Annotated in this window: 11 protein-coding genes; 5 read left to right on the forward strand and 6 right to left on the reverse strand. The window is 65.4% G+C overall.

The annotated features are described in order from the left end of the window. The first annotated feature begins 148 nt into the window (after nucleotides 1-148). Complete coding sequence (locus E0W60_RS06230; protein WP_133097149.1) at nucleotides 149-1,483, forward strand: NAD(P)-binding domain-containing protein; 1,335 nt, start codon at nucleotides 149-151, stop codon at nucleotides 1,481-1,483. A gap of 350 nt (nucleotides 1,484-1,833) precedes the next feature. Here E0W60_RS06230 and E0W60_RS06235 read toward each other — a convergent pair whose 3' ends face one another. After that, nucleotides 1,834-3,849: a polysaccharide biosynthesis protein gene (locus E0W60_RS06235; protein ID WP_133097148.1), complete on the reverse strand. Its 2,016-nt coding sequence runs from the start codon at nucleotides 3,847-3,849 to the stop codon at nucleotides 1,834-1,836. A 463-nt stretch (nucleotides 3,850-4,312) separates the two neighbouring features. Here E0W60_RS06235 and E0W60_RS06240 point away from each other — a divergent pair, with 463 nt between their 5' ends. Next, the gene (locus E0W60_RS06240) at nucleotides 4,313-5,566 is read left to right on the forward strand and encodes a DegT/DnrJ/EryC1/StrS family aminotransferase (RefSeq protein WP_135703375.1); all 1,254 of its coding nucleotides are present in this window, start codon (nucleotides 4,313-4,315) and stop codon (nucleotides 5,564-5,566) included. A gap of 127 nt (nucleotides 5,567-5,693) precedes the next feature. After that, a complete protein-coding gene (locus E0W60_RS06245) occupies nucleotides 5,694-6,728 on the forward strand; it encodes a GNAT family N-acetyltransferase (protein ID WP_135703376.1) in 1,035 nt (344 codons plus the stop codon). Nucleotides 6,729-6,786: 58 nt separating this feature from the next. On the opposite strand, the gene E0W60_RS06250 is transcribed toward E0W60_RS06245, so the two are convergent. The 4 genes from E0W60_RS06250 to E0W60_RS38045 form a co-directional block, all read right to left on the reverse strand. Next, nucleotides 6,787-7,719: a glycosyltransferase family 2 protein gene (locus tag E0W60_RS06250; RefSeq protein WP_135703377.1), complete on the reverse strand. Its 933-nt coding sequence runs from the start codon at nucleotides 7,717-7,719 to the stop codon at nucleotides 6,787-6,789. 75 nt (nucleotides 7,720-7,794) lie between these two features. Continuing rightward, a complete protein-coding gene (locus E0W60_RS06255) occupies nucleotides 7,795-8,748 on the reverse strand; it encodes a helix-turn-helix transcriptional regulator (RefSeq protein WP_135703378.1) in 954 nt (317 codons plus the stop codon). 702 nt (nucleotides 8,749-9,450) lie between these two features. Continuing rightward, complete coding sequence (locus E0W60_RS06260) at nucleotides 9,451-9,765, reverse strand: YXWGXW repeat-containing protein (protein ID WP_133097143.1); 315 nt, start codon at nucleotides 9,763-9,765, stop codon at nucleotides 9,451-9,453. Nucleotides 9,766-9,846: 81 nt separating this feature from the next. Beyond that, a complete protein-coding gene (locus E0W60_RS38045) occupies nucleotides 9,847-9,972 on the reverse strand; it encodes a hypothetical protein (protein ID WP_255519748.1) in 126 nt (41 codons plus the stop codon). A gap of 587 nt (nucleotides 9,973-10,559) precedes the next feature. Between E0W60_RS38045 and E0W60_RS36975 the strand changes: the two genes are divergently transcribed. Beyond that, nucleotides 10,560-10,697, forward strand: a complete 138-nt coding sequence (locus E0W60_RS36975) for a hypothetical protein (RefSeq protein ID WP_165971554.1) — start codon at nucleotides 10,560-10,562, stop codon at nucleotides 10,695-10,697. Between the two features lie 65 nt (nucleotides 10,698-10,762). Then, nucleotides 10,763-11,206, forward strand: a complete 444-nt coding sequence (cynS, locus tag E0W60_RS06265) for a cyanase (protein ID WP_135703379.1) — start codon at nucleotides 10,763-10,765, stop codon at nucleotides 11,204-11,206. Here cynS and E0W60_RS06270 read toward each other — a convergent pair. Next, a complete protein-coding gene (locus E0W60_RS06270; RefSeq protein ID WP_240745751.1) occupies nucleotides 11,200-12,519 on the reverse strand; it encodes a cyanate transporter in 1,320 nt (439 codons plus the stop codon). The two genes, cynS and E0W60_RS06270, sit on opposite strands and share 7 nt — an antisense overlap. Nucleotides 12,520-12,529 lie beyond the last annotated feature (10 nt).

The following is a 12,529-nucleotide window of genomic DNA, read 5'->3' on the forward strand; positions in this document are numbered from 1 at the left end:
ACCGATGCACCGGAGGGCAGGTTTCAGACTGCCGTAATCTGGCTGGGCGCGTGATCGAAGCAACCGACGACGGCTGCATGGCGCGCAACGCTGCTCCGGAAGGCGCGGCTTCGTAACCGCCAGGAAAACTCAAAAGGGAAGAGCAATAATGTTCTCATCCACGGATACGGTTATTGTCGGGGCCGGCCCCTATGGTCTGTCGGTTTCGGCCTATCTGAGCAAGGCCGGCGTGCCCAATCAGATTCTCGGGGAACCAATGCATGCCTGGAGAAATTTCATGCCGCCGGGGATGCTCTTGCGCTCGGAACCGTTTGCCTCGAATCTCTACGCGCCGTGGAAAGGCTATACGCTGGAAGAATATTGCCGTCGTAATCGCGTCGCGTACCGACAGGTCGGATTGCGCGTGCCGCTGGAACTCTTCGTGGACTATGGGCTGTGGTTTCAGTCGCGACTGGTCAGTCATGTGCGCCCGGTGGAAGTTGTCGACATGCACCGCAAGGAGGGGCTCTACCGGCTGCTTCTGAGCGATGGCAGCGCCATGGCGGCGCGGCGCGTGGTAGTCGCCCTGGGCCTGAAAGGATTCGCGCAGGTGCCCCCGGCACTGCAGGCCATGCCGAAGCCTTACGTGGTCCACTCCGGCGAGTTCGGAAGCCTGGCTTGGGCGAAAGGCAAGAGTATCGTTGTTGTCGGCGGGGGCCAGTCGGCAATCGGGCTGGCTGCGCTTTTTGGCGAACTCGGAGCTCGGGTTCGGCTGCTTGTGCGCGGCGAGATCAATTGGGGCAGGGAGCCGCGTGTCTCCGGCGGTGGTGTCACAAGGCTGCTCCGAGGGCGCGTCGGCCTGGGACGTGGTTGGGATTCCAATAGTCCAAGTGTGCTTTTGATGTCCTTCCTGTTGTCCGAGCACCCCGCCTTCTTCCACATGATGGATCTCCAGCGCCGCCAGAGGTTGCTCGACACGGGTTGGGCACCGTCTGGGGCGTGGTGGCTGCGCGATCGCGTGGAGGGCAAGGTTGATATCCGGACCCAGAGCGAAATCAGGGATGCCGAACTCAGGGACGGTCAGGTAGTCCTGCAGGTCTCGAGCGCGAATAATGTGTCCCGAATCAGTGCCGATCATGTTGTTCTGGCCACAGGGTTCAAGATTGATATGGCCAGGCATTCCTTCCTCTCCCAGGAGCTTCAGGATTCGCTCTCACTCGTTTGCGGCGCGCCAAGCCTGACGCGCAATTTCGAAACCAATCTACGCGACCTGTACGTGGTTGGACCCGCGGCTGCGCTGAGCTTCGGGCCCGCACTGCGTTTCGTCTATGGCGCGAAGTATGCGGCGCCACACCTGGCACGGCACATTCTCGGGCGCTTCAAGGAGGACGGGGATCATCGTGTCCAGCCATCGGCCCGAGAACCGGAACTGGACCAGGAACACAGTGGAAGCCGTTTGCATGGGCAAACCATGCTTCATGTCTCCGACAACAAGGCGAAATAGCGTCGGAATCCCTGGCTTTGTCCATCGGGCGCCGTACTGGATCTTCGACAGTGCGGCGAACAGTGTCGTGGCGTCATGACGGATGATGTCAGGCACGTCGCAAGCCAACGATGCCGCGTGCGTTCTCCACGAAGCACGGATAGCCGCAGGCAGGCTTGACGGCTGGCGCGTGCGCTCTGCACGCACCAGACCCGCGCAGCACCACCCTGCCTGACGCTCGGAACGCTCGGAAATGCATGGCCCTCGGACCAGGCGCGCGCTCAGCTGTGCCGAGCCACACGGGGCCGTGCAGGACCTGGCTCGGCAATTGGGTTACTGCGTCGCCGTCCCGGGCACCTGGCCGGCCGCCTTCAGCCAGCCTCGCTCGGATTGGACAATGTTGGGGGCTGCAGGTCCACGCCGACTTCCGGGGACGGGTTCCGGCGCGATGTAACGCCGCGCAACGGCGGCGGTGCGGGTGCCAGCACCTTGCGGGCGGGCGAATCCAGAGAGCTGTAGGGGGTGTACTCGGAGACCAGGCTCTGTACGGCGATCTGGATCTCCAGCTCGTCGCGGGTGTCGCAGGCTGCGAGCAGGCGCTGGAGCTTCGCCTGCAACTCTGCGGCTTCGAGAAACGGTTCGTTCGAGCACATGATGCGCTCGTGACCGCTGGCCGTCACCTCGCCGCCGATCAAAAGCTCTTCAAAAAGCTTCTCGCCCGGGCGCAGCCCTACGACTTTGATCTCGATGTCGCCGGCAGGGTTCTTGCGCGTCTTTTCCACCAACCCGGACATCTCGATCATTGTGCGGGCAAGGTCGATGATGCGGACCGGCTTGCCCATGTCGAGCACGAACACTTCGCCACCTTTGGCCATCGCGCCGGCCTGTATTACCAGCTGTGCCGCTTCGGGGATCAGCATGAAGAAGCGAATGACATCCGGATGCGTAATCGTGATGGGCCCGCCCGCGCGGATCTGCTTGCGGAACAGCGGCACCACCGACCCGGATGAGCCCAATACATTACCAAAGCGCACCATCGAGAACGTAGTTCTCGTATTGGGGCGGGCGGCGGCAGCCTGGAAAACGAGTTCTGCAATCCGCTTGCTTGCGCCCATGACATTGGTAGGGCGGACCGCCTTGTCGGTGGAAACCAGCACGCAGGTCTGAACGCCGAAATGATCCGCCAGGTCGGCGACGGTCTGGGAACCCAACACATTGTTGCGAATGCCCTCCGGCATGTTCACTTCGACCAGCGGCACATGCTTGTAAGCTGCGGCGTGATAGATGGTGTCGACCTGCTGGCCGCGCAGTGCCGCGGACATTGCGGTGGAATCGCAGACGGAGCCGATCCGGGCATCGATCTGCAGTTCAGGATAGCGCTGCCGCAGCTCCTCTGCGATCGCGTAGAGGGCATATTCGGAGTGGTCGAACAGGATCAGTCGCTGCGGTCCCTGCGTGGCGATCTGACGGCATAGCTCCCTGCCGATGGAACCACCCGCGCCGGTGACCATTACCGTCTTGCGTAGCGTGCACTTGGCGAACAGGTCTTCACGTGGGGGGACGATGTCGCGGCCCAGCAAGTCTTCCACGCTGATGTCACGGATGGACTGCACGGTGATCTGCCGGTCGACCAGTTCGAGCAGGGTGGGCACTGTGCGCACGCTGACCGCATAGTGGTGCAACTTCTCCACAAGCTGGCGGCGGCGTTCTATGGGCAGGGTCGGCGCGGCCAGCACGACTTCATTGATCGCGTACTTCTGGATCTGCGCGCGCATCTGGTTGCTGTGATGGACGGGGAGGTCGGCAAAGATCTTGCCCTCGAGCGCGAAGTCGTCATCAAAGAAGCAGACCGCCTTGTGACGCAGGCTGGATCGCATGGCGATGGCGAGCTGGAAGCCCGCCTCGCCGGCTCCAAATATTGCCACGCGCAGAGGCGCTGGCTCGGCCTGCACCTGCCGGGACTGGAGCGAGCGCATCAGCAATGCACGCGCGACAAAGCGGGAGATTACGACATAGGAGAAAGCGATGAACCAGTAGATCAGCAGGCCGGTGCGAGGCAGCCGGTCGAGGTGCACCAGGAACGACAGCGCATAGGTGATCCCGATGATGCAGGCCAGGCTGGTGCCAGTCGTCCAAAGGACTTTCAGGTCGAAATACCTCACGACGGTCCGATACAGGCCGCTGAGCGAGAACACGGGAATCGTGCAGGCCGCAATGATCAGCGGCGGTGTGATGCCGTACTGGGCCAGCAACTCGAAATTGCCGACGCGCAGGAACAAAGCGAAAGCAAAGCACAGCGGCAGCGCAAGCAGGTCAGCCGATATCATGAGCGCGACCTTGCGGCGTCGGGGCAGCGCAATCAGCCAGCGCGAAAATAGTCTGGTCATTTGCCGGAACCTCCATGCACCGCAGGGTGCAGGGACCTGGTGGCGACCAGGCTGCGACAAGGATGCCCTACTGGCGGAACGAACAAGAATGGCTGCACACGGTTTTGCATTGTCTTGAGGCTTCTTCTGTCAATGGCTTCCGATTTGCCCGTTGGCCCGTCCGTTGGCCAGTCCGTCAGCCCGTCAGCCCGTCAGCATGACTGGGTGCTTCGGCACCACTCCAGACTGAAGCAATTATTGTTGCTGGCGCTTCTCTTGCAACACCGCAACGTGGGCTTGCGTACGCAATGGGCGCCGGCGCGCGCCCTCACCATGGCGCCTCATCTGAGTGTCCTAGTCCACATGGTGGCCTTCACGTGCCAATGCAAGTCTGGTTAGATGATGGCATTCCAGCGGGTGCTTAGTTGACACCTGGCCTGCGCGGCAGTACCCGCTCCGACTTCCATTGCTGAGGTGGACGACCATGCTGGATACCAGCTTTTCTCCCTGGCCAAGTTTCACCGCCGACGAGGCGGCTGCCGTCCAGAAGGTGCTGTTGTCTAATCGTGTGAACTACTGGACAGGCTCCGAATGCCGGGAGTTCGAGGAGGAATTTGCCAGTTGGGTGGGGACGCCGCATGCAATTGCGCTGGGAAACGGGACGCTTGCGCTCGATGTCGCGCTGAAGGCGCTGGGCATTGGCCCAGGCGACGAGGTCGTGGTCACGCCACGCACGTTTATCGCCAGCATTTCATGCGTGGTGAATGCGGGTGCAACGCCAGTCTTTGCCGATGTCGAGCTTGCGAGTGGCAATCTTTCGGCAGCGACGATCGGCAAGGTGCTGACGCCAAGGACACGAGCCATCATCTGCGTGCACCTGGCCGGCATACCCTGCGACATGGACCCGATCATGGCGTTGGCGCGCGAGCATGGCATCAAGGTGATCGAGGATTGCGCGCAGGCACATGGCGCGCGCTACAAAGGGCGCTCGGTTGGCGCAATTGGGGATGTGGGCGCCTGGTCCTTTTGCCAGGACAAGATCATGACCACCGGCGGCGAGGGCGGGATGGTGACGACCAGCGCAAGAGACCTCTGGCTGCGCATGTGGTCGTACAAGGACCATGGCAAGAACTGGGATGCGGTCTATGGGCGCCAGCATCCCCCGGGATTCAGGTGGTTGCATGAGTCCTTCGGTACCAACTGGCGCATGCTGGAAATGCAGGCGGTGATCGGGCGCATACAGCTTGCGCGCATGAAGCAATGGACGGCGCAGCGCGCTGCCAATGCAGAGGTCATTGCCGGCGCGCTTCGGCAATGCGCTGCAGTCTGGCTGCCCGCCTGCCCACCTGATGCCCGGCCTGCGTGGTACAAGTTTTATGCATTCGTCCACCCGGAGTTGCTCAGGGAAGGCTGGAGCCGTGACCGCATCGTGGCCGAGATCCAGGCAGCCGGGGTACCCTGCTATGTGGGCGGCTGCTCGGAGGCTTATCTCGAGAAGGCGTTCGATGACACTGGCTGGCGTCCGCCGTGTCGGTTGCCCAATGCCAGATTGCTGGGTGAATGCAGCCTGATGCTGCTGGTACATCCCACCCTGACCGAGGCCGAGATTGCCCTGGCTGCGCGGGTGGTGCGCGAGGTAGTCCTTCGTGCAACCCTGCCGACGGGAGCAAGGCAGGACGTGGAAGGCGTGGCGATGCACGATGCGGCTCGGGATTGCGCCGGCGCCATGCAGCGATGATGCACCGGCCAACGCTGATCCGGCTGGACACCGTGGGGTCCCTTCGTGCTGGTGCGCCAGGTTTTTTTCGCGTGGGAGGACAAACTGTGCAGACCGGCAGGCAGCCTGAACCGCAACCTGTGACGTCATGAAGATCCAGCTGCTCGCTCCATCAGACACCGCCTGGGGTGAGGTGCTGCGGCGCCGCTGTCACGACTGCTACCACATGCCCGGCTGGGCGCGGGCGGCGGAGTTCGGCGACCGTGGCAGCGCAGGGGCGCTATATGCCCGCGACGGTGAGGCCGAGTTGCTGCTGCCGCTGGTAAGGCGCGCCATTGGCTGTGGGGAGTGGGATGCCGTCTCGCCCTACGGCTACGGCGGGCCGCTCCTGAGCGAGGGCGCCGGGCAGGACTTTGCCGATGCCGCACTGCGCAAGGCTATCGCCATGTTGCGCGCCGATGGCTGCGTGTCCTGGTTCATCCGTTTGCATCCGCTCCTCAATTCAAGCTGGAACAGCGCAGTCGGCGAGGTGGTGGATCAAGGCCCTACGGTCACGATTGACCTGACCAAGAGCGAGGCCGCGCACTGGCGCGACACCGCGCATGGTCACCGCAGCGATATCAACCGGGCCATGCGCGCCGGTATCACTGTGCGCATCGACGAGTCCTTTGGCGCGCTGGGCAGCTTCCTCGCAATGTACAACGCGTCGATGCGGCGGCTGGGGGCACCGGCATTCTATTACTTTGATGAGCGCTACTACCACACACTGCGCCATGAACTCGGTGACCTGCTGAAGCTGTTCGTCGCCGAGGAGGCTGGCATGCCCATCGCCGCAGCGCTGCTTACCGTGGCGCCGTCGTCGGGCATCTTGCAGGGGCACTTGTATGGCGCCGACGATCGCGCCCTGAATCGCCAGCCGCTGAAACTGCTCATTCACGCGCAGCGGCAATGGGGCCGCGAGCACGGATATCGCGTGCTGAACCTGGGCGGGGGGCGTGGGAGCAACGGGGAGCAGGATTCGTTGCTTCGCTTCAAGCGAGGCTTCTCGCCTGACACCCGGATGTTCCGCACCCAGCGCCTGATTGTCGATCCCAAGCGCTACGCCGCGTTGTGCGGCGGTGGCAAGGCTGGCGAGCAGGAGTTGGCGGACCTGCGCGGATACTTTCCGGCGTACCGGCGCTAGTTTGATCCCGGAGTGGGACGCAGAAACGGGTACGCTGGCGCACCCTGCGCGGCGCCACTCAGGCCATGGATCCCGGCAGGCTCGTCCCGGCTGCTGCGCCGCGCGCCTGCGGCAGCCGGTCGGCGCGCAGCAGCGCCCACAATTTCCGTGTCGTGTCCCACGCCGGCACCGCGCCATGCCAGCCTGCCTGGCGCACATTGCGCGCCAGCATATGTGGCAGCGCCACCGCCAGGAACAGCGCCGCCCTGACCGGACGGTGCTGGCTGCGCCCGTGGCGGCGGTAGGTCACGTACAGGCGCGACGCCGCGCTGGCCGGCTCGGTGTCCTCGTCATGGCCGACGGAGACCATGTACTGATTGACCGCGCTTGGTACCAGCGCGATGCGGTGGCCGAACTCGTACACCGCGCGGCTGGCGAACTCGCAGTCCTCGTAGCCTGCCGCGAGCTGCTCGCAGAAGCGGATATGGTCGAACAACTCGCGCGGGAACACGGTGCTGTGGAGCACCACTGAGCACAGCCGCTCGCCATGGCTGTAGTCCAGAGACGGGTAGCCCAGAAAGGCTGCCTTGCGCGGCTTGCCGCGCTGTCCCTGGCACATGTCCGTGCCCGTCACGATCAGCGGTGTGGCGCAGCCCGATGCCGTGCGGTGCATGTAGTCGTCAGCCAGGCAATCGGCCATCTGCTGCAGGAAGGTTGGCCCCAGCCGCGTGCGGTCGTCCAGGAACAGCACGTGCGAACCGGTGGCAACGGGCAATATACGGTTGCGGTTTGCGGCCCTGGTGCGGCGCGGACCTTCCAGATAGGTGATGTCCGGATAGTCGCGGCGCATCATTTCGCGCGTGTCGTAGCCGTGACTGTCGTCCGTGACGATCAGCTGATGCGGCGGCATGGTGGAATCGGCTACCGATTGCAGCGTGTGCCGCAGGCCTTCAGGTTGGTCGCACGTGGCGACACACACCGAAAAGGTCGGCATGAAAGTGCGTGCCGGCATGTTTGACCCCCTGTGATCCACAGATCCAGGCACTGCGCCGGCCCGTCTTGCGCGGGTACGGCGCAGAGTCTGGTGTTACAGCGCCGTGCTGGTGGCCTGGAATGCGGCGTCGCCACCACGGGATGCGGCTAGCGGGCGCGCGCTGCTGTCGCGCGAAAAACGTTCGTCGCCGCTGACCCACTCCAGCGTCGCGCCGCGCTGCAGGGCGGCGTAGACCGCCTCGCCCTTGTTGCGCACCTTGAGCCGCTGGTACAGCGTGCAGGCGTGGCTTTTCACCGTGGCCACCGAGATATTCAGCATGCGGCTGACCGTCTTGATCGGATAGCCGCGTGCCAGCAGCACCAGCACTTCGTACTGGCGCGGCGTGATCTTGAGCATTTCCGCTTCGCCGTAACTCGGTTCTTCCTCGCCGATCGGCATGGCGCCGGCGGCGTCTGGCGCGGGCAACGGCTGGCCGGGCCTCAGGTCGGTCAGGTCGCGCACCGCCACGGTAGTGCGCGGCGTGCTGCGCTGCGCGCTGGCGCATGAGGCGAGCGAAAGCGATTCGGTGGGCAGGTTCGCCGGCAAGGGCAGCGGCGCGGCCGAGGCGAGCGATTGCACCGCCGGCATGGCCGAGCGCGAGGCGGAAGGCGTGGTCCCGGTTTCAGCCGAGAACAGCAGGCCCTGCACGCCGGAGATGGCCAGGCGGATGGCCGCCTCGATTACCGCCAGCGAAGCGGTCTTCGGCAGGCAGCCGCACACGCCGCGGGCGCTTTCCGGATTGGGCACGTGCAAGGGCAGTACGTCGGCCAGGATCAGCACGCGCTGCGGCTGCAGCACGGCCTGCGCCTGTTCGAGTTGTGCCCAGCCCGGACCGGATTCGGCGGGCATGCCAAACACGAGCAGGTCTGCATGGTGGTGCCGGCTATCCAGCCTGGCGATGTCCGCGGGCGCGATGGCTGCCACCTGGGCGGATTCCTGGATGTTCTCGAGCATCTGCAACAGCCCGAGCCGGAGCAGCGGATGCTCCTCGATCAGCAACGCGTTCATCGACTTCACTCCCCGTTTGCTCGGGAGCGGACTGCGGGGCGCTTTGCGTATGGAGGGCAGTGCAGGACGTCAGCCACCATTGGTGCCTGACCGCGTGTGTGACCCCCATGCTTCCATGCCCCGGCAGTTCCGTTCTTCTGGATGGAACTTGTCGATGGCTGGATGGTTGACCCGAACCCGAACCCGAAAGATTCTCGCTCCTAAATCGGCTTAAATTCATCTTATGGGCTGGTTGAGTGGATTGCAAGCGAGCGGATTTGGGACGAGGCAGGGTGGGAATGACAGACGCGTCATAATCCTTTAAGAATTCACCCAAATGCGCCATGCCAGGTTCCGCAAACGCCGCGCTGGTGCCGGGTCCGGGCAGTTTCACCGATGTGACAACCGAAATTAGATTGGTTGCAGCGTTGAAACAGATCGCATTATCCAAAGCCCTCGTGAGAGGGATTGGTAACCCCATCGTGGGGTGTACGGAATATATCGCCCATGCAGGTGGCGCAATAATGAAACGGCAGCTTGATACGGGGCTTCGTAATATATCTGCACGATTAATGACGCGCTCGGGCGCATGGCCTAGTGCTTCTGGATGAGGAGTGGCTACACCCTCGGCATGAGACCTGGGAAGGCTGCTGCACCGGTCTGCACCCGGCTTGCCACCAACTGCATCAGACAAGGTGGCAAGCCGGTTTCGGGCCTTGTCAGTCAGCGGGTCCAGTAGCCGGGGCGCATCACCCAGCCGTTCGGTCCGCGCACCCAGCGGTCGGGCACGAAGCGGTGGCCCGGGCGTTGCGCCTGCCAGTAGCCGGGGCGCCAGTCGTAGCTGCCGCGAGCGCCGACCCAGTGGCCGGGCACCCAGACCTGGCCGCGGCGCGCGGCGGGATGCGGCTCATAGCGCGGCGGCGGCGGATGGCCATAGCCGTGGGCGACGGCCGTGGGATGGGCTTCGGCGGGCGCGATGAGTCCGAAGGCACCGCCCGTGGCGAGGACGGCTGCTGCAAGCATGAGCTGGCGTTTCATGGAATGGCTCCTTGTGGGCGGTGGTGGTCAGGCAATCAGGCAAGCGATCATCAATCTCAATCCGGGGATCAATCCAGGGGATCAATACCGGTCGTAGTGATGGTGGTAGCGGGGCGGCGGGCCGCCCCGCGGCGGCACGACGATGCAGGCGGAAAGCAGTGCGGCCGTGGTCGACAGCAGCACGACCAGGGAAAGGGCTCGTTTCATTTCTGGGCTCCTGGCGGGATCGCGTTGGACACGGCTTCAATGTAGCGACCGGCCCCCTCGCTGCGTGCTTGCACTTGTAAGGCTGTCTCACATGGGGCTTAATCGCGCGAGATCGGGCGCGATCGGGCGCGCGCTGCCTGGCGATGCCTGCGCAGCCTTGTACGGCAAGGCGCCGCACGCCGGAGCGGCACCGCGGATGGGTGCGGCCAGCCCTCGGGTGGCGTAATGTGACGTTACATCGGAAATAAACCTAGCAAGCAAGCGCGTGCGTCGGGAGGCCGCCAGCGTGTCGGCCGGGCGGCCGGCGCACTGCCACTTCTGACGCAGAAACGGGTACGGCCGGCGCCGATGCCGAAGCCTTGCCTGCAGTCCTTGCCGGGACCGGGACGGTGCAGCATGCTTCAACATGGCTCGCGCTGCGTGCCGGGCTGGCTCGTCACGGTGCGCGCGGGATGCCAGTACGGCCGCTCCGGGGCATTGCGCCAATGGCATGAAGCTTGCGCGTGGCGGAGTGCCAGACGGAGTGCCAGACGGAACCCGGTCGGGCCAGGAAGTGGAATCTGCCACGTGTGCTTGAAGGAGGCGCCATGCCAATCATGCTCATCGTGCTTGCCTTGCAGTTTTTGCAGGGGCTGTCGCCACCCGCCGCTGCGCTGTTTGCGCTGCCGCAGGAGCTGGAGACGCCGGATGCCACGGCCACGGTCGAAACCGCGCTGACTCGCTGAACCTGCCGCCAATGGGCGGTGGCGCTCCGCATGGCTTCCATCCACGCCATAGCCATGGAGGCAGCATGAACCGCAGCGACGTCACCGATCTCATCATCGAAGCCAAGGTCAGGCGCGGCATTACCTGGGCGCAGGTTGCCGAGCGTGTCGGCCGCAGCAAGGAATGGACGACGGCCGCGTGCCTCGGCCAGATGACGTTCGACGAGGCCGGAGCGCGCGCGGTGGCGGAGATCTTCGGGCTGCCGCCCGAGGCCGAGGCCTGGCTGCGCGAGGTGCCGTACAAGGGCTCGCTGCCAGCGGCGGTGCCGACCGATCCGTTGATCTATCGCTTCTACGAGCTGGTCAGCGTGTACGGCACCACCTTCAAGGCACTGATCCACGAGGAGTTCGGCGACGGCATCATGAGCGCGATCGATTTCCGCATGGACCTGCAGCGCGAATCCGACCCCAACGGGGATCGGGTGCGCATCGAGATGTCGGGCAAGTTCCTGCCCTACAAGACCTATTGAGGGCTTACGGGCTTGTCGTCGATTGTCGTCGACGGCCTGGCCGCCGGCGCCGGCGCGGCGTAGGCCGCGCCAAAGCTGGCCGGGTTCAGGCGCAGCGTCAGCACGCCCACCAGCGCGGCGCAGCCGAGGTGGTACCACCAGCCCGCGGCAAAGCCGCCGGTATGGGCTTGCAGCATCGCGGTCAGCCACGGCGCCAGTGCCGCCAGCAGGAAGCCGCCGCCCTGCATCAGCGCGCTCAGCGCGCCGGCGCTGTCCGGGTCGGGCAGGTGGTCCAGCGCCACCACCAGGTACAGCGCAAAGCAGCCGCCCAGCCCGGCGCCGCCGATCACGGCCCATGCGTACGGCGCTGCGTCGGGCCAGAGCGCGAGCCCGGCAAAGCCGGTCACCTGCATCGCCAGCGCCAGCAACATCCACGCGCGCCGGTCGACGCGCCGTGCCGCCAGCGCCGGCAGCAGCAGCGCCGCGCCGGCCTGCGCCACCGCCATCAGCGCCACCAGCGCGCCGCTGGCGGGTGCGCTCCAGCCGTGGCCCTGGTAGAACGGCGCCAGCCAGGCCACCAGCGAGGCATAGCCGCCATTCATCACGCCAAAGCATCCCATCAGCAACCACGTGCGCGGCCGGCGCAGCAGGGTTCGCGTAATGGCTGCGGACTGGCCCGCGGACTGGCTGCGCGCCGCCGCGTGGTCCGGCAGCCGGTCGTTGCGATGCGCGCGCGGCAGCGCCACCCAGGCCAGCGCGAGAGCGGCCAGCGCCGGCAGCGCCCACAGCGCCAGCGCCTCGCGCCAGCTGCCGGACAGCGCCGTCACGTAGGGAGAAAGTTGCGCGCCCAGCGCGCCGCCGCCCATCAGCGCGGCCGAGTACAGTCCCATCACCGGGGCCACGCGGCCGGGGAATTCCTGCTTGACCAGTCCCGGGCAGGCTGCCTGCACTACGGCCACGCCCAGCCCGCACAGCGCCGCCGAGGCGATCAGCCAGCCGGCGTCGGTCACGCCGAGGCGCAGCGCGCAGCCCGCGCCCAGCAGCGCCAGCGCGCCGAGCACCGCGTTGCGCGCGCCCAGGCGGGCGCGCAGCGCGGGGCCGAAGAACGCGCCCACGCCCATCAGCAGCATCGGCAGCAAGGTCAGCCAGGCCATGCCCTGGTACGTGAGCCCGGTGCCGGAGCGGATCGACGGCGCGAGCGGCCCCACCGCGGTCAGGAACGGCCGCAGGTTCAGGCCGATGCCTGCCACGGCGGCCAGCACCAGCCAGCGCGCCGGGGCCCTGCCGCCGCGCGCGCACGCCGCGGCGCCGGCTAGGTCGGGCGCCTGTGCCATGTCCGCCATG

This window comes from Cupriavidus oxalaticus (genome assembly GCF_004768545.1).
Lineage (GTDB): Bacteria > Pseudomonadota > Gammaproteobacteria > Burkholderiales > Burkholderiaceae > Cupriavidus > Cupriavidus oxalaticus_A.

Excerpts from the sequence above, each read along its gene's own strand:
- E0W60_RS06230 (WP_133097149.1), top strand. The coding sequence starts at position 149 with ATGTTCTCATCCACGGATACGGTTATTGTCGGGGCCGGCCCCTATGGT.
- E0W60_RS06235 (WP_133097148.1), bottom strand. The coding sequence starts at position 3,849 with ATGACCAGACTATTTTCGCGCTGGCTGATTGCGCTGCCCCGACGCCGC.
- E0W60_RS06240 (WP_135703375.1), top strand. The coding sequence starts at position 4,313 with ATGCTGGATACCAGCTTTTCTCCCTGGCCAAGTTTCACCGCCGACGAG.
- E0W60_RS06245 (WP_135703376.1), top strand. The coding sequence starts at position 5,694 with ATGAAGATCCAGCTGCTCGCTCCATCAGACACCGCCTGGGGTGAGGTG.
- E0W60_RS06250 (WP_135703377.1), bottom strand. The coding sequence starts at position 7,719 with ATGCCGGCACGCACTTTCATGCCGACCTTTTCGGTGTGTGTCGCCACG.
- E0W60_RS06255 (WP_135703378.1), bottom strand. The coding sequence starts at position 8,748 with ATGAACGCGTTGCTGATCGAGGAGCATCCGCTGCTCCGGCTCGGGCTG.
- E0W60_RS06260 (WP_133097143.1), bottom strand. The coding sequence starts at position 9,765 with ATGAAACGCCAGCTCATGCTTGCAGCAGCCGTCCTCGCCACGGGCGGT.
- E0W60_RS38045 (WP_255519748.1), bottom strand. The coding sequence starts at position 9,972 with ATGAAACGAGCCCTTTCCCTGGTCGTGCTGCTGTCGACCACGGCCGCA.
- E0W60_RS36975 (WP_165971554.1), top strand. The coding sequence starts at position 10,560 with ATGCCAATCATGCTCATCGTGCTTGCCTTGCAGTTTTTGCAGGGGCTG.
- cynS (WP_135703379.1), top strand. The coding sequence starts at position 10,763 with ATGAACCGCAGCGACGTCACCGATCTCATCATCGAAGCCAAGGTCAGG.
- E0W60_RS06270 (WP_240745751.1), bottom strand. The coding sequence starts at position 12,519 with ATGGCACAGGCGCCCGACCTAGCCGGCGCCGCGGCGTGCGCGCGCGGC.